General features: G+C 38.3%; 23 protein-coding genes and 1 pseudogene. 6 read left to right on the forward strand and 18 right to left on the reverse strand.

What is annotated here, in order from left to right:
- Positions 1-49: 49 nt before the first annotated feature.
- From GQR38_RS16985 to GQR38_RS16995, 3 genes are all read right to left on the reverse strand, one after another.
- Positions 50-337: a putative quinol monooxygenase gene (locus GQR38_RS16985; protein WP_002958660.1), complete on the reverse strand. Its 288-nt coding sequence runs from the start codon at positions 335-337 to the stop codon at positions 50-52.
- Positions 338-416: 79 nt separating this feature from the next.
- Positions 417-1,232 (reverse strand): 2,5-didehydrogluconate reductase DkgB, encoded by an 816-nt coding sequence (dkgB, locus tag GQR38_RS16990; protein ID WP_165722730.1) that lies wholly within the window; start codon positions 1,230-1,232, stop codon positions 417-419.
- 417 nt (positions 1,233-1,649) lie between these two features.
- Positions 1,650-2,822 carry an MFS transporter gene (locus tag GQR38_RS16995; RefSeq protein ID WP_165722768.1) on the reverse strand — a complete coding sequence of 391 codons (1,173 nt, stop codon included), beginning with the start codon at positions 2,820-2,822 and terminating at the stop codon, positions 1,650-1,652.
- Positions 2,823-2,937: 115 nt separating this feature from the next.
- On the opposite strand from GQR38_RS16995, the gene GQR38_RS17000 reads away from it, so the two are divergent.
- Positions 2,938-3,825, forward strand: a complete 888-nt coding sequence (locus GQR38_RS17000; RefSeq protein WP_165722729.1) for a LysR family transcriptional regulator — start codon at positions 2,938-2,940, stop codon at positions 3,823-3,825.
- A gap of 22 nt (positions 3,826-3,847) precedes the next feature.
- On the opposite strand, the gene GQR38_RS17005 is transcribed toward GQR38_RS17000, so the two are convergent.
- A complete protein-coding gene (locus tag GQR38_RS17005) occupies positions 3,848-4,327 on the reverse strand; it encodes a hypothetical protein (RefSeq protein ID WP_165722728.1) in 480 nt (159 codons plus the stop codon).
- 163 nt (positions 4,328-4,490) lie between these two features.
- On the opposite strand from GQR38_RS17005, the pseudogene GQR38_RS20570 reads away from it, so the two are divergent.
- Positions 4,491-4,744, forward strand: a pseudogene (locus GQR38_RS20570) (LysR family transcriptional regulator); the annotation flags it as partial.
- A gap of 264 nt (positions 4,745-5,008) precedes the next feature.
- Complete coding sequence (locus GQR38_RS17010) at positions 5,009-6,049, forward strand: metal-dependent hydrolase (RefSeq protein WP_165722727.1); 1,041 nt, start codon at positions 5,009-5,011, stop codon at positions 6,047-6,049.
- Between the two features lie 74 nt (positions 6,050-6,123).
- Here the strand turns inward: GQR38_RS17010 and GQR38_RS17015 are convergent, their stop codons facing one another.
- Positions 6,124-7,086, reverse strand: a complete 963-nt coding sequence (locus GQR38_RS17015; protein WP_165722726.1) for a sensor domain-containing diguanylate cyclase — start codon at positions 7,084-7,086, stop codon at positions 6,124-6,126.
- A gap of 328 nt (positions 7,087-7,414) precedes the next feature.
- Positions 7,415-7,684, reverse strand: a complete 270-nt coding sequence (locus GQR38_RS17020; protein ID WP_007580861.1) for a hypothetical protein — start codon at positions 7,682-7,684, stop codon at positions 7,415-7,417.
- A 241-nt stretch (positions 7,685-7,925) separates the two neighbouring features.
- Here GQR38_RS17020 and GQR38_RS17025 point away from each other — a divergent pair, with 241 nt between their 5' ends.
- Together GQR38_RS17025 and ykgO are read left to right on the forward strand one after the other, a co-directional pair.
- Positions 7,926-8,192 (forward strand): type B 50S ribosomal protein L31, encoded by a 267-nt coding sequence (locus tag GQR38_RS17025; protein ID WP_007580864.1) that lies wholly within the window; start codon positions 7,926-7,928, stop codon positions 8,190-8,192.
- Positions 8,189-8,323, forward strand: coding sequence for a type B 50S ribosomal protein L36 (gene ykgO / locus GQR38_RS17030; RefSeq protein WP_002958669.1), 135 nt, complete (start codon positions 8,189-8,191; stop codon positions 8,321-8,323). Before GQR38_RS17025 ends, ykgO begins: the two co-directional genes overlap by 4 nt.
- A gap of 63 nt (positions 8,324-8,386) precedes the next feature.
- Here the strand turns inward: ykgO and GQR38_RS17035 are convergent, their stop codons facing one another.
- Complete coding sequence (locus GQR38_RS17035; protein WP_024591728.1) at positions 8,387-8,773, reverse strand: OsmC family protein; 387 nt, start codon at positions 8,771-8,773, stop codon at positions 8,387-8,389.
- A gap of 83 nt (positions 8,774-8,856) precedes the next feature.
- On the reverse strand, positions 8,857-9,246 hold the full coding sequence (locus GQR38_RS17040) for a cytochrome b562 (RefSeq protein ID WP_165722725.1): 390 nt from the start codon (positions 9,244-9,246) through the stop codon (positions 8,857-8,859).
- Positions 9,247-9,860: 614 nt separating this feature from the next.
- On the opposite strand from GQR38_RS17040, the gene GQR38_RS17045 reads away from it, so the two are divergent.
- Positions 9,861-12,701, forward strand: coding sequence for a TonB-dependent receptor (locus GQR38_RS17045; RefSeq protein ID WP_165722724.1), 2,841 nt, complete (start codon positions 9,861-9,863; stop codon positions 12,699-12,701).
- Positions 12,702-13,028: 327 nt separating this feature from the next.
- On the opposite strand, the gene GQR38_RS17050 is transcribed toward GQR38_RS17045, so the two are convergent.
- The 10 genes from GQR38_RS17050 to GQR38_RS17095 form a co-directional block, all read right to left on the reverse strand.
- Positions 13,029-14,807 (reverse strand): alpha-amylase family glycosyl hydrolase, encoded by a 1,779-nt coding sequence (locus GQR38_RS17050; protein WP_165722723.1) that lies wholly within the window; start codon positions 14,805-14,807, stop codon positions 13,029-13,031.
- Positions 14,808-14,862: 55 nt separating this feature from the next.
- Positions 14,863-16,083: a glycosyl transferase gene (locus tag GQR38_RS17055; protein WP_002958673.1), complete on the reverse strand. Its 1,221-nt coding sequence runs from the start codon at positions 16,081-16,083 to the stop codon at positions 14,863-14,865.
- Complete coding sequence (locus tag GQR38_RS17060; protein ID WP_165722722.1) at positions 16,076-17,821, reverse strand: HAD-IIB family hydrolase; 1,746 nt, start codon at positions 17,819-17,821, stop codon at positions 16,076-16,078. The genes GQR38_RS17055 and GQR38_RS17060 overlap by 8 nt, the downstream gene beginning before the upstream one ends.
- Before the next feature lie 145 nt (positions 17,822-17,966).
- The gene (locus GQR38_RS17065; RefSeq protein ID WP_007580880.1) at positions 17,967-19,205 is read right to left on the reverse strand and encodes a uracil-xanthine permease family protein; all 1,239 of its coding nucleotides are present in this window, start codon (positions 19,203-19,205) and stop codon (positions 17,967-17,969) included.
- A gap of 9 nt (positions 19,206-19,214) precedes the next feature.
- Entirely contained in the window at positions 19,215-19,844 is a 630-nt protein-coding gene (gene upp / locus GQR38_RS17070) for a uracil phosphoribosyltransferase (RefSeq protein ID WP_101217012.1), read from the reverse strand.
- Positions 19,845-19,987: 143 nt separating this feature from the next.
- The gene (locus tag GQR38_RS17075) at positions 19,988-20,947 is read right to left on the reverse strand and encodes a phosphotransferase (RefSeq protein ID WP_165722721.1); all 960 of its coding nucleotides are present in this window, start codon (positions 20,945-20,947) and stop codon (positions 19,988-19,990) included.
- Between the two features lie 270 nt (positions 20,948-21,217).
- Positions 21,218-21,700 (reverse strand): hypothetical protein, encoded by a 483-nt coding sequence (locus tag GQR38_RS17080; protein ID WP_024591717.1) that lies wholly within the window; start codon positions 21,698-21,700, stop codon positions 21,218-21,220.
- A gap of 124 nt (positions 21,701-21,824) precedes the next feature.
- Positions 21,825-22,250, reverse strand: a complete 426-nt coding sequence (locus GQR38_RS17085; RefSeq protein ID WP_024591716.1) for a hypothetical protein — start codon at positions 22,248-22,250, stop codon at positions 21,825-21,827.
- A gap of 87 nt (positions 22,251-22,337) precedes the next feature.
- Positions 22,338-22,562 (reverse strand): hypothetical protein, encoded by a 225-nt coding sequence (locus GQR38_RS17090; protein WP_024591715.1) that lies wholly within the window; start codon positions 22,560-22,562, stop codon positions 22,338-22,340.
- Between the two features lie 119 nt (positions 22,563-22,681).
- Positions 22,682-23,221 (reverse strand): hypothetical protein, encoded by a 540-nt coding sequence (locus tag GQR38_RS17095; protein WP_165722720.1) that lies wholly within the window; start codon positions 23,219-23,221, stop codon positions 22,682-22,684.
- Between the last annotated feature and the right edge of the window lie 157 nt (positions 23,222-23,378).

Consider the following 23,378-nt stretch of genomic DNA (forward strand, 5'->3'; position numbering starts at 1 on the left):
TTTAGCTAAGTATTTTAATACGTACCATAATAGGCACTATAAAAAGAATTTAACCAATTGATTTATATACATCAATACTACTATTGGTTAAAAGCCCAGTAACTTGCGTACCAAATGCTTTAAAGTGTGGCTCGTTTTTATGCGCTTCAAAGTGCTCGTCAGACGCCCACTGTTCGCTAACAACGTAGTCGGTATGTTCATCATCACTTTTTACCGATAGTTCATAACGTAAGCACCCTACTTCTTGGCGCGATGACTTTTGTAAGTTTTCAAGTGCTGTAAGCATCACATCTGCATCAATATTTTTGCACGACAGTGCAGCTATAACCGTTAACATGTGTATTCCTTCTTAAAAGTTAAGGTGTAGATAATCTACACCTTAAAATATTTAGTTTAACTTTGCGTTTGAGGTAAGTTTACTGATCCCACTGCGGCGCAAATTCTGGTGTTGCTTGGCGGTCGCCACAATCTAGGCCATCAATGCGGGCTATGTCTTCATCATCTAATTTAACGTGGTCGTTAAAGTTATCTTCTAAGTTTTTACGCTTAGTTGATGATGGAATTGTCGTCATACCGCTGGCGTTAACCCATGCTAAAACAACTTGTGCTGGACTTGCATCGTGCTTTTTAGCAATATCGATAATGGTTTGATCTTTAAGTACTTTGCCTACTACAAATGGCATGTACGCTGTTACATGAATGTCGTGCTGAGCACAAAATGCGCGTAATTTAGTATTAGTTAAATATGGGTGCACCTCAACCTGATTGGTAAATATTTCACGCGAGTCAAGCGTTTGCATTGCTTCATTTAAGTTTGCAATGGTGAAGTTTGATACACCAATGTGCTTAGTTAAACCAAGCTGCTTCGCTTTTAGTAATTCAGTGAGGTATTCACTCATTGGCTCGTCGTTAGCAGGCGATGGCCAATGAATTAGCAGTAAGTCGACCGAATCAACTTGTAGCTTTTCAAGTGACTTTTTAACGCTTGGGATAAAGTCGCCTTTATTTAATTTGTTATTCCACACTTTGGTGGTTAAGAATATTTCACTGCGCGGAATATTACTATCTTTTATAGCTTGGCCTACTTGCTCTTCGTTGCCATAAATTTGTGCAGTATCAATATGGCGAAACCCAACTTCGAGTGCCATTTTTACTGAGTTATAGGCAGTGTCGCCCTCTAAGCGGAATGTTCCCATACCGAGTTCTGGCATTTCTATTACACGTTTTGTCATGGTTTATCCTTATAAAATAATCGGTTTGAAATACAAACTTTTAAAAGTTTTACGAAATACACCTTTTACTTCTTATTACGACTGTCACTTAAAAATCTATGACCTCATAACAGGTATGAGGTCATTAATTTTAGTTTCAAGGTTAGGGTCTGTTAATCTTTAGAGATTACATTTGCAGCAGTGTATTTGGTATTTAGGCAAGGCAGAGCCTATGCAGTGTGGTTGTTCCACATTAATAGGCGATAACGCAGCATAAATGCCAAATACGCGCTGCCTGTAGGTTCTTCCTAGGGTGGATTTACTCTTTGTCCCTCGATTTTTACTTAGCCCACTAGGTTACAAACCTCGCTCCGTGATTAAATCCTCCCTAGATTGAACAAATTTAATCCTAAAAGGTCAACAGACCCTGCTAAGGCTTTATGCTTGCTGAATTTCACGTTTATCAAGCATACCGCTGTAGCGTGTAACACCAAGTGCTAAAACAGAGATAACGGCGCCTATCCATGCTGTATCTTGCAGGGTCATGTTCTCTACTACGCTACCACCAATAATTGAGCCAAGTGCAATACCAATATTAAATGCGGCTATGTTTAAACCTGATGCAACATCTACCGCATTTGGCGTGTGCTTTTGTGCTTGCTTTACTACATAAAGTTGCAAGCCTGGCACATTACCAAAAGCAAATGCGCCCCAGACTAAAATAGTAAGTACAGCAGCAATTTTTGATTCCATCGTAAAAGTAAATATCAGTAAAATAATACTCAAAGCGCTGAATATAATGCTCAGTGCGCTAATTGGGCCGCGTTTGTCGGCCAACTTTCCACCCCAAATATTACCTATCGCTACCGATACACCGTAAACAAGCATTATTAAAGCAATAGCCGAAGGCGCAAAACCTGTTTGTTGCTCTAAAATAGGTGCTAAATAAGTAAACGCTGTAAACGTGCCGCCGTATCCCAATATCGTCATTAAATACACGAGTAATAAACGCGGTTTTACAATTACTTGTAGTTGTTCTTTAAACGTGGCTGGTATTGATTGTTTTAAGTTTTTTGGCACTAAAATAGAGCTGCCGATTAATGCAATTAAACCTAATACCGACACAACTAAAAACGTTGCACGCCAACCAAAGTGTTGTCCAATCCATGTATCTAGTGGCACACCAGTTACTAGTGCTACAGTAAGCCCGGTAAACATAATTGCAATTGCACTGGCTTCTTTGTCTTTGCTTACTAGACTTGTGGCAATCATCGATCCGATTGAAAAAAACACACCATGGGCAAGCCCCGTTAAAATGCGCGCAAGTATTAATGTTTCGTAACTTGGCGCTTGCCAAGCGAGTAAGTTACCCAATACAAACAAGCCCATTAAGCTTATTAAGACCACTTTACGATTCCAACGACCCGTTAAAGCTGTTAGCACCGGTGCACCAATAGCAACGCCAACCGCATATAAACTTACAAGCAAACCCGCTGAAGGTAGGCTTACGCCTAAGTCGTTTGCAATGGTGGGTACTAATCCCACTATTACAAACTCAGTTGTTCCTATTGCAAATGCGCTTAAGGTAAGCGCCCACAAAGCCAATGGCATAGTTATATCCTCATTAATATTTGAAGAATGTAGTTTGGCTAAAATATCGTTTGCAAAAAATAGCATTAGTGACAAAATACTTTTGTTAATAATGCAAAGATGGTGTTGGTATATTATGGCGGTTCATTCAAAAACTGAAGATTTAGAAACGTTTATAACGGTAGTAGATTGCGGAAGCTTTTCGGGGGCAGCTAATTTGCTCGATCAACAAGTGGCTAAAGTGTCGCGAGCTGTATCACGCCTTGAAAATACACTGCAATGCACTTTACTAAACAGAACAACACGCCGATTAGAACTTACCGAAGAGGGCCATACTTTTATAAAATATGCGCGCGAAGGATTAAATACGCTTTATACCGGTGAAGAAGCCATAAAGCTTTTAAAACAAGCGCCAAGTGGCAAGCTGCGAATAGATGCGGCAAGCCCTTTTGTATTGCACCAACTTACGCCTTTAATTGACGAATTTGCCAAGCAATACCCTCACATAACGCTTGATATAACCTCACACGACAGCATTATTGATTTACTTGAACATAAAACCGATTTAGCCATACGCATTGGTGATTTAAAAGACTCAAACTTACATGCTCGTAAACTCGGCAGTAGTCAGTTACGTATTGTAGCCAGCCCAGAATATATAAAAAACAACGCAGCAATTATACAAATAGATGACTTACAAAATCATAAGTTAATTGGTTTTAGTGACTCCCCAAAATTAAACACTTGGCCGTTAGTAAAGCCCGCTTTATTTACGTTTTCGCTTAGCGCAAGCAGCGGCGAAACAGTGCGCCAACTATGTATTGCAAACCAAGGCGTTGCGCTACTTTCTCACTTTATGATTGGCAATGACCTAAAAACAGGTAAATTAGTTGAAGTGTTACCCAGTGCAGTTAGCTCTCCTAATAACCGAGAGGTTGTACAAGCCGTGTATTATAAAAACAGTGCGGTATCGTCTCGAATTGTGGCTTTTTTAGATTTTATAAAGCCACGACTAAGCTTATAACTATATTAAAAAGCAAGTTAAATTATGCTTGGTTATTAAAAAGCAAACCTGAATTTTTATTATCTGAAGATGATGAAAACATTGAATCCATTAAAGTAGATACATTTTTTCGCACTGTTAATTGTATCGACGATAGCTCACTATCGAGTTGCTTTTTAAGTTCGCTTAGCTCTTCTATCGCTCCCCCTGTGGGCGTATCAGAACTATTGGTCATTTCTCTTATTTTACTCTGTAAATCTTTAATTGACTCGATCGCTTTATTCATTTGAACTGCTGAATTGTCACTCGAATCTTCTGTTTCGCTGCTAATAATAGACTTTGCGTCTTCAGTAGCTGCAGTAGAGCTCGTAGTTTTTTCGGCGTCTTTATTTAAAGAAGAGTCTGCTTTAGCCTCTGGACTTTTACTAGGATCATCCGTTTTTACAGTGTTTTTATTTAAATTACTTAGGCTTGAATAGCCATTGTCATTGTATAACTGCGAAGAAAGAGTTCCAAAATTCATTTTTGCCTCATGTGTCTAAAAATTGACGACTTTATTTTTATAATTAGAAGCAATTATCATTCCAAATATGGTAACAAATTGACCATCCGTATTTTAAACGGGAACAGGACTTATAAGTCGCCACGGGGTATTATTTTGCTTAATTTAAAATGCGAGGAAAGCTATACTTTTAAAATACGCCTGCGAAAGGCTAAATATTTTATGCACAGATGAAAACGTCATAAAGCTTTAAAACAAGCGCCAAATGGCAAGCAGCTAATAGATGCGGCAAACCCTTTTGTATTGCATCAACTTACGCCTTTAATTGGTGAATTCGCTAAATAATACCCTCACATAACGCTTGATATAACCTCACACGGCAGTACTATTAATTTACTCGAGCATAAAACAGACTTAGCCATACGTATTGGTGATTTATAAGATTCGAACTTACATGCTCGTAAACTTGGCCGTTAGTAAAACTCATTTTATTTACGTTTTCGCTTAGCGCAAGCAGCGGCGAAACAGTGCGGTATCATCGCGAATTGTGGCTTTTTTAGATTTCATAAAGCTTAGGCTTAGTTTATAAGCTCTGTATATTAATATTAATATGCTTATTAAATGTTTTAACCGATTTTTTGACGCTTTTTAATAATCAAAAAGTATAAATAACAAAAGTAGTAATTAAAGGTATTAATTAAAATGGATTCTTTAACGCAGGTAGCATTAGGCAGTGCTGTAGGTTATGCGGTGTTAGGCAATAAAATAGGTCGAAAAGCCGTTTTATGGGGAGCAATTTTAGGCACGCTCCCTGATTTAGATGTATTTTTGCCATATGGCGGATCTGTAGAAACATTTACTTATCACCGTGGCTTTAGCCATTCGTTATTAATACATTTATTAATTAGCCCGCTCATTGTATGGCTAATATTAAAAGTACACGCGGGAATGCAAATTTATAAAGTGCGCTGGTTTTGGCTAGTATTTTTAAGTTTATCTACACATGCCCTATTAGACAGCCTAACGGTATACGGTACACAACTACTCTGGCCTTTTACTGAGTACCCCTTTGCGGTTTCTAGTGTGTTTATTATTGACCCCGCTTACACGCTTCCTTTATTAATTGGCGTAATATGTACGCTAATACCCAAAATAAAAGCAGCAACGGCTTATCGTATAAATGCAGCAGCCTTAGTTTTAAGTAGTCTATATTTATTTTGCGCTTTAATTTTAAAAGTAAATATTGATGACAAAGTAAAAACGGCTCTCAACAACAGGCAAATATCAGTAAATGCGTATGTTAGTACGCCTGCTCCGCTAACCACTTTGCTGTGGCGTATTGTTGTGATGTCTGACGGACAATACTACGAAGGTTATGCATCAGTATTTGACGCACCCAGCGATGTTACATTAACGGCTTATCAAACAACGCCTTCACTGTTAAATAATATTAGCGATGAATGGGCTATAAAACGCTTGCAGTGGTTTACTAAAGGGTTTTATTCGGTGCGCCAACAGCAAAGCAATATTGTACTTTCTGATTTACGTATGGGCATGGAGTGCAACTATGTGTTTAATTTTGTAGTGGGTCAAAAAAATGATTCAGAAGTGAGCATTGGTAACTTTGAAAAAATAAGTCAAAGACCAAACTTAAACAATCTTCATAAAATATGGAACAGGGTTTGGCAACCAAATGTGTCTTTAGCATCACCCGCGGCAAAAAATGACTGCAATAGCGAATAACGGCATATTATAAGATTCGTACTAGCATGAGGAAGTTAAGTGAAGTTCAAGCAGCAATTAAACTAAATAGTTCACTAAAGTGATTGCTGCTTTTTTTGCTGATACATTGCAACATCAGCATCTTGAATCATATCCTCAACCGATTTACCTGTATCGTGTTTAAAGTGTGTTACTCCTACACTGTAATCAATTTTGTATGGCTTGTTTAAGGTATTATTAGCATGCGCTATTGCATCCGCAAACCTTTGTAAAACAAACTCTGCTTTTGTCTCGTCTGAGTCGCTTAACATCGCAACAAATTCATCTCCGCCAAGTCGACCTATGACTTCACAATCACGAAATGAACTAAGCATAATTTGTGCAAATTTATTTAATACAAAATCGCCTTCGTGGTGTCCATAAATATCATTAATTTGTTTAAACTTATTGAGATCAAACAATATAAACGACATTGATACTTTGTTTCGCCTACATACATTTAGCGTATGTTCGGCAAGGTTTAAAAAGCCACGTCGATTAGAGATTCTTGTTAACTCATCAATTGTGGCTAGTTGAATTGATTGAATTTCTCGCTCGACTAACGTGCCTAAATCTCTTAGTAATTGTTTTTCTTCATCATTGAGTTGTCTAGGTTTATTATCGGCAAGGCACAAAGTGCCTATAATGACTCCTTCCCTTAATTTTAAAGGAAAGCCTGCATAAAAGCGTACCTTAGGATCGCCTGTAACAAAGGGGTTATCAAAAAACCTTTCGTCTTGAGCTGTATCTGGGATTATTAATAACTCGTCTTGATTTATGGTGTGGCCACAAAATGAGGTTTCGCGAGGAAGCTCAGCCGCATCAAGCCCCTGCCTTGATTTAAACCACTGGCGGTCTTCGTCAATCAAAGTAACCAATGAAATAGAAACATTAAACATACGCTTGGCAATACGAGTAACACGATCAAAGCGCTCTTCATGAGACGTATCTAGAATTTTTAATGCTCTAAGCGCGTGTAATCGCTCAGCTTCGTTATTTGGAATCTCAGGTTTAATCATTAAAGCTCTATTAATTTTAAATGTTTTATAAATTACGAAACTGGAGCGAATATTTTCGAGTATATAATCCGATAAACTTATTTAAACTATAAACAGTCTGCCTATTCAAACTAGAACATTACCTAAAAATAGCAATAAATAAATATTTATAAATATCAGTAAGTCGTGCCTAAATAAATATAAGATTCAATCCGCAAAAAATTATGATTTAAACAGGTGGGAGTAGTGGTTGATACAACATAGCTACTCTTTAATGAAAAAGTAGTAGTGGCTATTTAGTTTTATTTAAATAACCACTGGATTTGGCATACTTACAAAAATAAACACTTTAATTTTGGTGCTCATATTGTCCACGGTAAACTTCAAATACTTTTAAAACAGTATGTTGCTCTTTAGTTAGGTTATCAAACCAATCATCAAACAGCTCATCATCTTCTTGCTCGCTTAGTGCCATATACCTTGCTAGTAACTCTACAATATCATTGTGGTTGCAGGTTAAAGGATTTACTTGTTGCGCCAAGGTACTGTGGTCGCGCTCTCTTAGGGTTTCCATCACCCCTTGATCAATTTGTTCTTGTTGTTGTGTTGCGTCACTCATACATAACCTCTGTAATAACTTTATAACCGTATTTGTTAACGTTTTAACTCTTAAATATAGTTATAACAGCCTAAACGCCAATAGCCAGCATTTTTGATTCAAGTGCTTATTTTTTGATTTGTTTGCGCAAATAGCCAGCAATTACGGCCTTTTTGAGGAACATTTAAATAATTTGCAATGGGAGAATAAATACGTTAAATTGAAATGATATACTATCACATATCATTTATTGAGGCGTATTATGAAACCAAATATTCATCCTGATTACCACGTGGTTGCTTTTCACGATACCGCTGCCGATTCTTACTTTATTATTGGCTCAACCATAAAAACGAGCCGCACAGTAGAAATAGACGGTAATACATATCCATACGTACCTATTGATGTATCAAGTGACTCGCACCCATTTTATACAGGCAAGCAAAAAACAACCGCTACAGATGGCCGCGTTGCGCAGTTTAATCGTCGTTTTAAAAGTTTATCGACTGTTAAAAAGGAAAAGGTATGAAAGTATTAAGCTCTCTAAAAAGTGCCAAGCAACGTCCGGGGTGTCAAATTGTAAAACGCAAAGGCCGCGTATTTGTAATTTGTAAAAACAACCCACGCTTTAAAGCAGTACAAGGAATGAAAAAGAAATAAGTTAAACGGGGATGCTCAACATATAATTAGGTAGCTTGCTTAAGCTACCTAATTTAGGGGGGACTATTTTACCACTACTGAAAACTCTGGCACTGCCTGAATTACTTTTTTTACCGTACAGGTATTAACGGCTGCAATAAGCGCCTTTTTATATTTATCAGGGAAGCCTTCTGGTAAGTTAATCTCAATTGAAAATAGCTTTTTACCGTTGTCATCTACATTTTCGTTATTTTGAGTAAGCGTCATACCTTGCGTTGAAATATCACGCTGCTCGCAAAACTTACGCGCATAAAAACCTGCACATAAAACCATACTTACTAAAAAATAATCAAACGGTTCTGGATACTCTGCATTGCCACCAGCGTTTACGCTTTGATCGCTTATTACTTCTAGGTCGCCAAATTTAGCGCTTTGCTTTTGGCCTTCTAACATTGAAACTGAAATTTCCATTGTGTTTCCTTATATTTATTGCTGCAGATATCTTTAACGCAATTAGCTTAAAAGTAGCTACTAAAGATACATATAGTCTAGGTTTATGAACCGAACAGTAATTCAAAGAACCCTGGAGGCTCGTGTAACTCATGATATTTTTTACGTAAATCATCTATATTTTTCAGTGGTTCTTTTGCCGCACTTAGCCCCTGCTCGTTTGCTGCTTTTTTTGCAAGTTCAGCTTGCGCAATCACTTTATCAAGGCCCTGCAATGACTGCTCAGGTTTTTTGTAAAACTTACCTGTTTTACTCACTTTAACCAGCTTTATAAATTCATCAATCGCAGTATTAAATTCACTAAGTTGAGTTGCCTGCACCGCTTGTTTATATGCAAGGCCCGTGTTTTTCATATTTACTTCAAGATCGACTTCTTGCTGCGCAAAAGACATTGAACTAAACGCAAAGGTAAAAATAATAACTAAATACTTCATGGTCAAACCTATTAATTAAAAACACCTAAATTGTATCAAGTTTACGTAGCAAAGTAACTTTACGAGCTGTTATGAGCACTTTGAGCTGTAAAGGGGGTTTACAAATTAATCATTTTAAAGCCGCAATAGTGAAAAATATTCAAATAACGATTTTTTTGAATAAAAAACACCTAATAAAAATCACTTTAAAAGAGTAATAACACACATAACCTTTACAAATAAGTACATATAACACTCGCTGACAACTTCATATAAATAAAAATTTATATGTGAATAATTATAAACCGCAAAAAATTGACTTAAAAAACAACTGAAAATTTAACAAATAAAAACCAATGTTAATAACTAAAATATATAAGAAAAACTAAATGTAAAAACACCTCAGTAAATCATTTAAAGGGCCTTTGTAATTAATACCAAAAAACACAATAAAAGTTCTTCAGGTTATTTCAAGTTGCTTATTTTACAGTGAGTTAGCTGCTTTTAATAAAATAATCAGCATGCAATAATCGCCGCCCTCATAAAAAAAGTTATAGGGCTTTATCCAAATACAAACTGTATTTGGATAAAACTACATTGTATTTAATTACTATAAAATGTTCTCTGGGAATCAAATGAAACGTCATAATTTACTTTCTACTAGCATTAAATGTGCATTAATTACTGCTGCTGCAACAGCAAGTAATTCTGTGCTTGCACAAGATGAGCAAGCAACAAAAATTGAACGTGTTGAAGTAACGGGTTCACGTATTTTACGTGAAGGTGCTATTGCGCCTGCACCGGTTACAGTTATCAGTGGCGAGCAGCTAATGAACACTGGCGCAGTAAACATTGGTGAAGCGCTAAATAACTTACCAGCACTTGGCAATACATATTCTATGGCTAACTCAGGCCGTTTTATTGGTACTGCGGGTTTAAATATTCTTGATTTACGTAACATGGGTACAGATCGTACTTTGGTACTTGTAAATGGCAAGCGTCATGTATCAAGCTCTGCAGGTTCTCAATCTGTAGATACCAACACTATTCCAAGTGTATGGGTTGAACGTGTAGAGATAATTACCGGTGGTGCATCTGCTGTATACGGTGCTGATGCGGTAACAGGTGTTGTTAACTTTATATTAAAAGACAACATTGAAGGTATGGACTTTAGCGTTACACGTGGTTTTGCCGATTTAAGCAGCTACAACAACGAAAAAGCGACGTTCTCATACGGCTCTAACTTTGATAACGATCGTGGTAATGCAGCTTTTGCTATTGAATACTCAGGCCAGGATTCATTAAACGCGCTTGATCACCCTTGGACTAGCACTTCGTTTAGTAGTTTACGTAATCAAGCCCAAACAGAAGTAAACAAAGATAGCGCAGCTTTCCCTGATAAAATCTTAACACCTAATGCTGGTTATTACGCTATTAATAACGCCGGTGTTTATGCACTTGAAGATGGATATACTAATAGCTTTAACGCCGACAGCAGCGCTCGCGACTTATACATAGGTGATAATGTAGATGGCTTGTCGTGTGCAAACTGTGATTCGTTTAATCTTGGTCAATTTGAAGAGATTCAACCTGAGTTTGAGCGCTACAACGTAAACTTTAAAGTTAACTACGATGTTACCGACGACTTAAACATTTACTTTGATGCAAAATACGTAAACAGCCAAGGCGAAAGCATAGGTCAACCTGCGTTTTTCTTCTTTGACGATGAAAACAGCATCAAAATCGACAACCCTTACCTAGACCCAGCCATTAAAGCACGTATGGAAGAGGAAGGTGTTGATTCGATCATGGTTAACCGCATGATGACCGACCTTGGCCGCCGCATTGAAAACAATACGCGTGAAACAACGCGCTTTGTTACCGGCTTAAAAGGTACTGTATTTGAAGATTGGGAATTAGATACATCAGTTGTTTATGGCCAAACTGATCTAGAGCGTGAAAACGGCGCTAACATGATTGTAGCCAACTACTTTAATGCACTTGATGCAGTTGAAGATACAAATGGTAACGTAGTATGTCGTAGTGCTGCAGCCCAAGCTGATGGCTGTGTTCCTGTAAATATTATGGGGTTTGGTTCGCCATCTCAACAAGCCATTGATTACATTAATACGGTATCTGTTGGCACATCAACTATTAAGCAAACAGTTATTTCTGGCTCACTTGCTAATGGCGCTATTTTTGAATTACCAGCGGGCTATGTAGGTGTTGCATTTGGTGCTGAGTACCGTAAAGAAGAAAGCGAAACAAAAGAGCCAGATAACGCTGAAGGTACTTTCTTTAACGCACTGGGCGAAGATAAGGGCTCGTTTAATGTTCGCGAAGTATTCTTTGAAGCGACGATGCCAATTTTAACTGATTTACCGCTTATTCAAGATTTAGTGTTTGATACTGCAGTACGTCATGCTGACTACAGTACGATTGGCGAAGCAACTAGCTGGAAACTTGGCCTTGATTGGACTGTAAATGATGAGCTACGTGTACGTGTAACTCAATCTGCAGCACTTCGTGCCCCAAACATTAGTGAAGTATTTGGTGCAGCAAGCCAAACTTTCTACAATGTAGACGACCCGTGTCGCGCTGAAAACTTAGGTGACTTATCAAACGGTGCAACACGTACTGCAAACTGTGCCGCATTAGGCGTAGCGAGTGACTTTAACTCAGATTACGATTCAGCGTCATTAGATGGTTTAAGCAGTGGTAACCGCGATGTAAAAGGCGAAGAGTCAACAAGTACAACTGTAGGCATTGTTTACCAACCAGAGTTTTTAGAAAACGCGCTACTTACTATTGATTACTGGGAAATTGAACTTGAAGATGCAATTGACACAATTAACGCTCAAGACATTCTTGATCGCTGTGTAGATAGCGCAACAGGTATAAACAATCAGTACTGTGACTTAATTACACGTAATGCTAATGGTGAAATTACTTTAATTCAAAACTCTGTATTAAATGTTGCTGGCCAAAAAGCATCAGGGATAGATTTTGAACTAGGTTACGATTTTGACGCGTTTGAAGGTAGCTTTAAAACACGCTTAATTGGTACTTACTTAATTGAACGTAAAGATTACCCGTTCCAAGACGATCCTAGTAACTACATTGAATACGCAGGTACTACAGGTGAAGCTAAGTGGCAAACTAACTTATCTGTAAGTTATGTTATGGATAACTTTTTCTCAACAGTTGAAACACGCTTTTTAAGTGAAGTCGATTTATACACAAATGTTGAACTTGAAAACAACCCGAACCCAAGTAATCAAATGTCTTACGGTAAATACTTTATTACCGATATGACTGTTGGTTATAACTTCGATAGCGGTTTAGGCGTTAAAGTAGGTGTTGATAACGTATTTAACCGTAAACTTCCGTACGGTTCACGTGGTACAAGCGCGGGTAGCGCAAGTTACGATAACATTGGCCGCTTTGGCTACATTAACTTAAGCTACAGCTTATAATTAATAAAATAACTTATTAGGGCGTGTTGATCATTGGTGGGTGAATTTGCAGCAGTATGTTTGGTTTTTAGGCAAGGCAGAGCCTATGTAGTGTGGTTATTCCCCATAAATAGGCGATAACGCAGCATAAATACCAAACATGCGCTGCCCGAAGGGTTCTTTCTAGGGACGATTAACTCTTTGTTGCTCGGTTTTTACTTAGCCCACTAGGTTACAAACCTCGCGTCGCGATTTAATCGCCCCTAGATTGAACAAATTTCAATCCACAAAGATCAACACGCCCTAGTTAAAACAAAGGCTCGCAGTGCGAGCCTTTTTTAATAGGTCTTATTTAATATTACTCAGCCACACGCTTTGGTATGGTTCTAGCTCTATCGTTAATTGGCTTTCTTCAATCGTTTTATTTGCCACCAAATCAAACCACTTTTGGGTGTTAATTAAGTTTAAGTCGGCCAATGTGAGTGTTTGTGATTTATCGCTAATGTTATAAACACAAAATATACTTTGGCGCCTGTCAATGCTTTGTCTCCAAAAACCAAATAACCCACCCGCTAAATGCAGCGTAAACTGTGTAGCATTTGGGTGAAAGGCACTCTGCTTTTTGCGTACTGCCAATAAGCTTTTTATGCCGTTAAACACTTTATGATGATGACTATACTTTTCACCAATTGCCGCCAGTAGCTTTGACTCTTGCCAACGATGGCGATTTATAGCGCGGTTATGCTGTGAATTTTCAAAGCGTTCGTAATCGTTAGTTGTACCCAACAAACTATGAATATAAAGCCCTGGGATACCTTCAAGCGCAAACATAATTGCGTGAGCACACATAAATCGCTCAAGGCCAAACTTATCGGGGCCATTGTGCGTCCCTTGAAGTGCATCAAATAAAGCAATATTTAGCTCGTACGGTGTATGTGTGCCATCGTTACTTGTACGCATAGATACACGACCACCAAACTGCATGGTTGTACTTACTAGTGACGCCACTTCGCTAGGTTGTAGTAAACCTTCAATTGGTCTGAGCCCTACTCCATCATGCGAGGCTATAAAGTTAAAGTATGCCGTACCATTTTGCGCAGGCGGCATACTCATCATCCAATGTTTAATTGCTGTGCTATCGCCGCTAAGTAATGTGTGTAGCAACAATGGCGGCAATGCAAAGTTATAAATACTGTGCGCTTCGTTGGCGTTACCAAAGTACGATAGGTTTTCTTGGTTTGGAATGTTGGTTTCGGTAATAATAACTACGCTGGGCTCTGCGTGCTCAATAAGTGTTCGCATTAGCCTTACTGCTTCATGTGTTTGCGGCAAGTTAATGCAACTTGTATTAAGCTGTTTCCACAAAAATGCAACCGCATCGAGTCTAAATAAACGCACGCCATTGTCTAAATAATGCCTAATTATTCCCACAAACTCTTTAAGTACATCAGGATTGCCAAAGTCAAAATCAACCTGATCGTGACTAAACGTACACCACACGTGCTTTTCGCCGCTTGGCGTTGTTACAGTATTTAATAACGATGAGGTTCGCGGGCGTACAACTTGGCTTAAATCATCCGTTAAGCTGGCCGTTTTAAAGTAGTCTTTACCAGGGTGTAAATCGTTTAAAAAGTTCTCAAACCATACGCTTCTGCTTGAGCAATGGTTAATAACTAAATCTGCCATTAACTTTACGTCTTTAGCGATGTTTTGAATATCTCCCCAATCACCTAACGACTCATTCACTTGCACGTAGTTCATTACGGCAAAACCTTCGTCTGAGCTGTACGGGTAAAATGGCAATATATGCAGCGCATTTAACTGCATATCACATTGCTCTTTTATAAACCGGTGTAGTGTTTTAAGCGGTGCCTCCATTGGGCTCGATACAGCAAATTCGCTATCATCGTGTTTAATAATAGAGTCGCCATAAGCAATCAATACTATATCTTGTTCATCCCATCGATTTGTATGGGGTGTAGGGTCGCGCAGTGCATTGCTACCTAATATAATTTTAATAAGTTGCTGAGCAAGCTCAGTAACCGATAAAGGCAGCTCAACCCCCTCATAAATAATATGAAGATGTTGCTCTACTCGTTGTAAAAATAATTCGCTAACTGTGCTCACATGCGCCCCTAATATTTATTGTTTAGACTTATAGGCTAGTTAACCTGCGTGCAGGTTAACTATATTCTTCGTTATCTAGCTCTACGGCTTCTTTTAAGCGCTCAAGTACGTCTGGCATTGCTGATACAACACGGTTCCAACTTGGCACAAATGGCGCTTCCATTGGGTTTTCTAAAAAGTGTTGCCCTGCTTCCATAATATTTTGTGCAAACATTTCTACTGCTTTTTCTTCTTGGTGTACATCAAGCGTTAACCCGTTCATAAGCGCGTCGTTATGATACGTTTCTATAAAATCTAGACCAATACGATAATAAGTCGCTTTTAATGAACGAATTGTTTCGCTGGTAAAAGTAACACCTTGAGTCGCCAGCTTTCTAAACAATGCCTTAGTAATATCAATCGACATTTTAGACAAACCTGCACTTTGATCATCAAGTGAAAGTTCTTGGTGTTTATGATCGTAATTATCGGCAATATCTACTTGGCACAAGCGGTTATGCGAATAGTTACGATACATTTCACTCAGTACGCCTATTTCAAGGCCCCAATCACTTGGGATACGAATATCGTTTAATACATCGCGTCTAAACGAAAACTCCCCTGCTAATGGGTATCTAAACGAATCCATATATTCAAGGTAGTCTGTATTGCCTAAAATTGTTTTAAACGAGCGAAGTAATGGCGTTACTAATAAGCGCGATACACGGCCATTAATTTTTCCATTAGCAGTACGCGGGTAAAACCCTTTACAAAATTCATAGTTAAAACGCGGATGCGCAACGGGGTAAATTAAGCGAGCAAGTAGGCTTCTGTCGTAGGTTAAAATATCGCAATCATGCAGCGCGATAGACTCTACTTCTGCTGTTGCTAATTTATAGCCCATGCAGTACCACACATTACGCCCTTTACCCAGCTCACGTGGTGCAACACCTAGCTCTTGTAATTCTTTATCAAGTGCTTGTAAGCGTGGGCCGTCGTTCCATAATACTTTATGGTTTTGGTTTAGCTCTTTAAAAAAGCCAAGTGCATGGCGGTACTGTGCTTCGTCGGCTCTATCTAAACCTATGGTAATTTGCGATAAATACGGTACTTCGCGTAATTCGCTAACTATATTTTGCAGTGCAGGGCCTTCGAGTTCACTAAATAACGAAGGAAGTATTAATCCCATTGGGCGCTGCTTGCTAAAAGTAAGTAGCTCTTTTTCTAGATCTTCAATTGGTCTGTCGGCAATGTTATGTAATGTAGTAATAATGCCATTTTGATAAAAATCAGCCATGAAACTTTTGCTCCTCAGAAATACTTAAAATACTGCTAATGCACGGCAACGATGTTATTTCTTCAATCCAGCCCAGCGGTGCTGGCGATTGAGAGTATCGTGCTTTATTGTGCGACAATTTAACCGGCTTTTTACTCGCCGGATTGGCAATAATAATGGCGATATTTGCGTGTTCTAACATTTGCTTATCGTTATCGCTATCACCCAGTGCTATAACCGTGAGAGGCTTTCTGAAATGATGGGTAAACTGTTTAACTAACCACTGCTGTGCAGCGCTTTTATCGGTATTTTTGGCAATATGAATGAAGCGTCCGCCAATTTTTATATCGTAGCCGAGTGCTTCAACATCGTTTACAAAGGCTGTGAGTAATTCGTCATTGCCATACCAATAAAGAGGGTCTGAATAATCGCGAGTTTGTGCGCGTCTTGCTTGTGCATCGTTTAGCCCGGTAAGCTCTGATATTTGCTCACTCGATAAGTCACTAAACAATTTGTAATGCGCTTTATAATCCGCCTTTAAAGTATTTAAATCATTTAATAAACTCGATAACGGCTTTGCCATTGCGTAGCACCAATAAGCGCCTACTTTTTTACAACCAATTGGCTTTAATTCAAAATAGTCTTCTGGAATAAATACCGCTGCACCGTTTTCGACAATAAAAGGCTGTTGAATATTTAAATCGTTTTTAAGCTCTATAACTTCGCAAAAAGTTTTGCTGGTATTAAACACCACAGGAATATGCGCATTTTGCAGCTGCTGTAATAACTCACTGATATTATTTGTATTGTAATCGGCGTGATCGAGTAATGTACCGTCCAAATCTGTAAAAATAATAGGTTGAAGGGTGTCATCACTTGTTAGGTGCATACCGCTAATATCTCGGTTGCTATCAAGTTCAATTAAAGCATTTGCTTTAGCGCTCAGTGTGTTTAAGTTCTCACGCGTAATGCGCTCAAAATGAGAAATAAAATACACCAATTGCTCGTTAGTCATGGTGCCTGAGCCTTCACCTTTTTTGGCTATTAGCTTTTGTTCTTGCTCTTGTCGCCATGTAAAAACATCACTAAAACTCGGTGCTTTTAGCATAACTGTATAATCAATTAGGTTAAAAACGGCTTTATATTCATTTGCCAAACAGCTATTTACACAGCGGCGCCAAACGCCTTCTTTATCAAACTGGTGCTCTAACTCGTTAAGCGGCTCACTCAATGAAAACAACGGTTGTGGCTCACTGCCTACACACCACCCTTCTAAAATAACAATATCAACTGGCTTTTCGTTTGTTAGCCAATCACTTGCTGGCACGCTGTCGTCTTCGTGTTTATTAAAACGTGGAAGCGGTACGTTTACCTCTCCTGCCAGTAAGTTAGTTATTGTGCTATTCATTAACGCTACATCGTGAGTACCCGGTACTCCGCGAGTAGTAAAAAGAGGATGTACGTCTTTGGCAAGGTCAGTACGTGCTTGTTTTGCTAAATAAAAGTCATCAATTGACAATGCAACACTGTTAAGTGGTGTGTTTTTAGAAAACCACGTAACTAAAAAATCTGCGAGTGTTGTTTTTCCTGAGCCCTGGCATCCATTTATGGCAACAAAAATAGGAGTATTTGTTTTTTTAGATTCGAGGATGTCATGCGCAAGTGGAACAAAATATTGCTCACTCAAATATTGATACTTTAAAGGCAGTTGGTGTTTTGCTAAAAACGGGGTTATATCCACAATATTGGCCTCTGACATAGTAACTCCTTTGCATACAATGCGTTCTGGAAGTTAAATGCAGATACTAGACCATTATTATTTTTTCATATTTATTAACAAGTTAAAAAAATAGCGCATTAAAAATGCGCTATTATGGTGCAATCTATTTAGCTAATGTGCAAAATTAAACTTTTTCAGGTTCTGCTTTTGGTAATACTAAGTTAAGTACTATTCCTAAAATAGCGCAGAGGCTTACGCCCTCTAAACTAAATTGGCTACCACCAATATGCATACCACCAATACCGCACACCAAAATAAGTGCAACGATACTTAAGTTACGTGGTGCTGTTAAATCATCGCCCGATTTAACCAATGTATTTAAACCCACTACAGCAATAGAGCCAAAAAGTAGAATCATAATTCCGCCCATTACAGGTACAGGAATAGTTTGCAAACCAGATCCCATTTTAGCTACAAACGCTAAAATAATGGCAATAACAGCTGTCCACATCATTACTTTAGGATTGAAGTTTTTGGTAAGCATAACTGCCCCCGTTACTTCTGAGTAAGTAGTGTTAGGCGGGCCACCAAATAATGATGCCGCAGAAGTCGCAAGGCCATCACCAAACAAAGTACGGTGAAGCCCAGGCTTTTTCAAAAAGTCTTTATTGGTTACTTGGCTAATAGCCATCATATCGCCAATATGCTCAATTGCAGGTGCTATTGCTACAGGTACCATAAACAAAATAGCCTGCCATTTAAACTCAGGCCAAGTAAAGTTTGGTACAGCAAACCACTGTGCATTAGTCACTGCGTCAAATTGCACAACGCCCATGCCAAGCGATAAACAATAACCCGCTACAACCCCTGCTAATATAGGTATAAGCTTAAATACGCCTTTTCCCCATACTGCAAAAATAAGCGTAACCACTAACGAGAACAACGAAATATAAATAGCGCTGGTGTAATCAATAATTTGAATACTGCCGTCGCCACTTTTACCCATCGCCATATTTACAGCAACAGGTGCAAGCGCTAAACCAATAACCATAATTACTGGGCCCACAACCACAGGCGGTAAAATTTTATGAAGCGTTGCAACGCCTTTAAATTTTACTAATAAACTTAAAAGCATATAAGCAAAACCCGCCACCATTAAGCCGCCCATAGTGGCCGGCACTCCCCACATTTGCACAGCGGCAATAATGGGTGCAATAAAAGCAAACGATGAAGCTAAAAATATAGGCACTTGGCCTTTAGTCACTACCTGAAACAGCAAAGTACCAATGCCTGCGGTAAAAAGCGCAACATTAGGATCCAAGCCCGTTAAAAGCGGCACTAATACCAGCGCACCAAATGCTACAAACAGCATTTGCGCGCCCGTTAAAATAGTTTTTATTGAAAAGGTGTCATTATTTTGCACTTAAGACTCCTAAACAGTACCGAATATTTTGTCGCCCGCATCGCCTAAACCAGGGATAATATAGCCCTTTTCGTTTAAGTGGCTATCTACTGAGGCTGTAAATATTTCTACATCTGGATGTGCTGAAAGTGTTCTTTCAACACCTTCTGGTGCTGCAACTAGTACAATTACTTTGATTTCTTTACAGCCTGCTTTTTTAAGCATATCGATTGTGGCAATCATTGAGCCACCCGTTGCAAGCATAGGGTCAATAACTAAGCTTAAGCGCTCATCAATATTACCTACTAGCTTTTCAAAATATGGTACTGGCTCTAGTGTTTCTTCGTTACGTTCAAGACCAACAACACTCACTTTAGCGGCTGGTAATAACTGCATAACACCATCCATCATGCCAAGACCAGCACGCAAAATAGGCACTACGGTAATTTTTTTACCTTTAATATGCTCTACTTTTAATTTATTGCCATCCCAGCCTGTAATTTCGTTATCTTCTAACTGTAGGTTTTTAGTTGCTTCGTAAGTTAATAAGGTTCCAACTTCAGAACATAATTCACGAAAGCTTTTAGTACTAATACCATGCGCTCGCATTAGGCCTAGTTTATGTTGAACAAGAGGGTGAGAAATAACGTGAATTGCCATGATATAAACCTACTGATACAAGAATTTGCAGTATTTTATATTAAAAAAGGTCATTTGACCTGTAGTTTTAAAGAGATTTTCATACATCGTGCCAAAATGTATTGTTTTGCTTGATATTTATGCAAGCCATCAACCCGTTGTGTTTATGAAATGTTACTCGCTAACCAGCTGTTTACTTGCTGTTGCATATAACTATTTATTTTTTGATGCTCAGGGCTCCAGCCAGCTAAAAATCGATAAAAGTCAGCCCATGCAGCAGGCCATAAAGCGAGCCAATTGTCAGCTATTTTACCTGCTGGTGCTGTAGGATGATAAATAGTAATAGCAGCCTTTAAATTATCAAAATAATACGCAAGGTACTTATCAGCGCATCCGTGTAATTGTGCATCACTTAAGCAACTGGTCATAAAATACATTACATCAATTATCCCAGAACCTGCACCTATATACTGAAAATCATAACCGAGTATTTCATCGCGCTCATTTGCTGCAAAGTTAGCAAGTTTTGCATCGCCATGAATCAGCGTTTTATACGCACAACTTTGTAGTTGCTCATCTATTTTATGTGCAGCATTTTTAATATCGGACTTTTTATCAAGGTTATTTTTTAGTTTATTAAACTCATCTGGGCGCGTGCTTAAATGCCAGTAGTTGCCTTGCTGCCATAACCCATCAGCGGGTTTACTTAAGTTAAACGCATGAAAGTGTGCAAGCCACCTTAATATAGCTTTAACATGTTGTGGCCCTGCTTGAGTAAACCCATGTTTGGTAAAGTTTTTAAACACCAGCGCGTATTCATCGTCTTTATTAATTGCACCTATACATTCAATACTTTGCGCATGTACTGGTAAATGTTGGCTATAAAGCTTATAAAATGTGTATTCAACACTATACGAGTGCTGCTTTCTTTTAAGCGCAAATTCGCTTTGTTTAATTTTAGGATGGTGTATATAACTGGGTATTTTAATCGCTTTAATAACACATGGCTTATCATCAAGCTGGCACTGCACAATATTGCCACACCCACTCCAAAGTGATGTTAACGTATCGCCAACTTCAATGTGCTTAAAGTAAGGTTGTAATAAAGGAATGTAAAATGCCATGGTAATATTAAGTAATTAAATTTTTTGTAGTTTAACATTAGTGGGCGTTTTTAATAAAACTAAGGCATAAAAAATCCCCACTTGGTTTTATACAAGTTTGTATGTAAATAGTGGCCAAAATCACTATGCCACTACACTTTGATTTTGAAATTAACTGGATAAAACCATGTCTTCCTAGGTTGAGTATATTTAGGCATTTTAGCCTCTTCAAAGTGATGAGGAGGTGTCCACTAAAACGGGTGAGGAGCAATGTCCTGCTTGAATGGTTTGTTATGTAACCTTTATACCACTTTCCTCAAAAAACTTTTCTAATTTACTTTTATTAATGTTTGATAGAAAAGCAAAAGATCTAAAGGTAATACCGACTTTAGATTTAAAGTCTATTAGGTGACCCAGCGGACCAAGATTATAGGAGCGTATTTCTTGAAGTGAATCAAGTGCAATGTCATCTTTAAAAAAGCCATAACCGTAAAAGTACAACCTATTTTGATGAATTTGAAAAACAGGCTTACTTAAAGCTCTAATAGACCAAACCCAAAGGATAAAACCGACACCAAATAAAATAATCAAAGTAAAATCTAAACGATAGTTAAGCAAGCTAAGTAATAATTCATCATCGCTCCTATTACGAGCCTCTAAGAAATAAACACCTAAAAAGGTTCCTATCGGAACTCCAGGTATTACCCAGATGTACATTAAGAATGCTTTCCACATTGGATAATGTTCTGTGGACGAGTTTCTCCAGAATTTCACGATTCTTCCTTGGTTACATAACTTTTAAATAAGGGGCGCAGGCATGTGGGCTAAAATCCGAACGAAGTGAGCAGCCCACATGTTTGTGTCCCAGCCCGCGCAGCGGGCGAACTTAATTTTTTTGTTATACGTTTGATTGAACAAAAAACTGCCTCATGCCAGTGCTATAGAACACATAGTACGCCCAAACAGCTATTATTGCCCCACCTATTACAACCCCAGTTAAAGAATAAAAAGACATGAAGGCAATAATAGATGCCCAGTATAAAAAAGTACCAACACGGCCAGCCCAGTGTTTATTCACTGAAGCAAAGCAAATTGCAATGATTAGTATGCTAAATAACAGAAAGCCGGGTGCCATACCTGTTAACCAAAATTCTTGATAAGTAAGGCTGCGCCCATTCAACGAATACTCTCCGTTTGGCCAAGGCCAGAAAGCAAAAAGCACCATCAGTGAATATGTAATTGAGTTGAGCATATGCTGAAACCGGAATAACTTTGGCATCCCTTTCGTTTCTTTGAATACTCTCATGAATTTATTAAAAATCATCCTTGATGCCTGTTCGACGTATAACGATTCGAATATGCGGCGCGCGCTGTTTGCGCGTCGCGCCATAATTTGTTTGTTATATGCAAATTACTCAACAGCCTCAGTAGTATTGTTTTGATTAATGTCATTTTTTAACACTAGAATGGCAATATAAATTAAACCGAGTGGCGGAATAAATGCTAATAGCACGCCTATAAATGTAGCTATTTTAGGTGTGCTAGTTTTACGTTTAGCCAAATAATAACTAAGGACGCCGATAACGATCCCAGAGATAAATATTATCTCTCCTAATAGTGTTGCATTGATATTCATACGCGATTCTCCTTTTGCATATAACGCCTCATTCAGAGGTAAAAAATAGTTAGTTAAAATAAGCGACGAAGGAGCAAAAACCAACTGTTTTTTGTCCTTTGGAATGACTTGTTATAAGCTTATTCACCATACCACTCTGGTTTTGGTTCTTTTGAATTCCAAGCCCAGTCTCTCAAAGTTTCAATGACGTTTTCACGATCATACTTATCGTAGTATGTTGGATTAAGTACTGTACTTTGAAAGCCATCTAATTTATTTGCTTCAAAGCAGGCCTCATCATCGTCTTTTCGAGATGTAATCAATGTTCCGTTTTTACCACCAAATTGAGGAAGTAAACCCGTAATTTGATATTCTTCGCCATCTGAACCAGTAAACTCATATGGAGATATAAATTCTATACCCAAATCTTTTGCTGCATTTAACCAAGCTTTCTGTGGGCGATTAAACAGTGACTCTAATAAGTCCGCATTTTCATTGTCTGGCGCATCTATATCTTTATAAATGACAAAATCAACGAAACCATCTTCATCGAAGGAAACAACCCAACGCTCTGAAAATGCTTCAACTTCTACATCAACGCACCCGATATGTTCTCGGTACTCTATACGAAGTGGAAATTTTTCTTCTCTCATTCGAGCTAAGAACTTATAAAGTTTCATCGAAATCCTAAAGGCTTATAACGCCTCGTTAAGAGGCAATAAAATAGTTGGCTAAAATTAGCGACGAAGGAGCAAAAGCCAACTGTTTTTTGTCCTTTTAAACGACTTGTGTACGCCCGACATGGGCATTGACTTATGAGGTGAAAGTCCTCTGTAG

Source organism: Pseudoalteromonas sp. c7(2019), assembly GCF_011378625.1.
GTDB lineage: Bacteria > Pseudomonadota > Gammaproteobacteria > Enterobacterales > Alteromonadaceae > Pseudoalteromonas > Pseudoalteromonas arctica.

Bases quoted from the DNA above. Each gene is read 5' to 3' on its own strand.
- GQR38_RS16985 (WP_002958660.1), bottom strand. From the start codon at position 337: ATGTTAACGGTTATAGCTGCACTGTCGTGCAAAAATATTGATGCAGAT.
- dkgB (WP_165722730.1), bottom strand. From the start codon at position 1,232: ATGACAAAACGTGTAATAGAAATGCCAGAACTCGGTATGGGAACATTC.
- GQR38_RS16995 (WP_165722768.1), bottom strand. From the start codon at position 2,822: ATGCCATTGGCTTTGTGGGCGCTTACCTTAAGCGCATTTGCAATAGGA.
- GQR38_RS17000 (WP_165722729.1), top strand. From the start codon at position 2,938: ATGGCGGTTCATTCAAAAACTGAAGATTTAGAAACGTTTATAACGGTA.
- GQR38_RS17005 (WP_165722728.1), bottom strand. From the start codon at position 4,327: ATGAATTTTGGAACTCTTTCTTCGCAGTTATACAATGACAATGGCTAT.
- GQR38_RS17010 (WP_165722727.1), top strand. From the start codon at position 5,009: ATGGATTCTTTAACGCAGGTAGCATTAGGCAGTGCTGTAGGTTATGCG.
- GQR38_RS17015 (WP_165722726.1), bottom strand. From the start codon at position 7,086: ATGATTAAACCTGAGATTCCAAATAACGAAGCTGAGCGATTACACGCG.
- GQR38_RS17020 (WP_007580861.1), bottom strand. From the start codon at position 7,684: ATGAGTGACGCAACACAACAACAAGAACAAATTGATCAAGGGGTGATG.
- GQR38_RS17025 (WP_007580864.1), top strand. From the start codon at position 7,926: ATGAAACCAAATATTCATCCTGATTACCACGTGGTTGCTTTTCACGAT.
- ykgO (WP_002958669.1), top strand. From the start codon at position 8,189: ATGAAAGTATTAAGCTCTCTAAAAAGTGCCAAGCAACGTCCGGGGTGT.
- GQR38_RS17035 (WP_024591728.1), bottom strand. From the start codon at position 8,773: ATGGAAATTTCAGTTTCAATGTTAGAAGGCCAAAAGCAAAGCGCTAAA.
- GQR38_RS17040 (WP_165722725.1), bottom strand. From the start codon at position 9,246: ATGAAGTATTTAGTTATTATTTTTACCTTTGCGTTTAGTTCAATGTCT.
- GQR38_RS17045 (WP_165722724.1), top strand. From the start codon at position 9,861: ATGAAACGTCATAATTTACTTTCTACTAGCATTAAATGTGCATTAATT.
- GQR38_RS17055 (WP_002958673.1), bottom strand. From the start codon at position 16,083: ATGGCTGATTTTTATCAAAATGGCATTATTACTACATTACATAACATT.
- GQR38_RS17060 (WP_165722722.1), bottom strand. From the start codon at position 17,821: ATGTCAGAGGCCAATATTGTGGATATAACCCCGTTTTTAGCAAAACAC.
- upp (WP_101217012.1), bottom strand. From the start codon at position 19,844: ATGGCAATTCACGTTATTTCTCACCCTCTTGTTCAACATAAACTAGGC.
- GQR38_RS17075 (WP_165722721.1), bottom strand. From the start codon at position 20,947: ATGGCATTTTACATTCCTTTATTACAACCTTACTTTAAGCACATTGAA.
- GQR38_RS17085 (WP_024591716.1), bottom strand. From the start codon at position 22,250: ATGATTTTTAATAAATTCATGAGAGTATTCAAAGAAACGAAAGGGATG.
- GQR38_RS17090 (WP_024591715.1), bottom strand. From the start codon at position 22,562: ATGAATATCAATGCAACACTATTAGGAGAGATAATATTTATCTCTGGG.
- GQR38_RS17095 (WP_165722720.1), bottom strand. From the start codon at position 23,221: ATGAAACTTTATAAGTTCTTAGCTCGAATGAGAGAAGAAAAATTTCCA.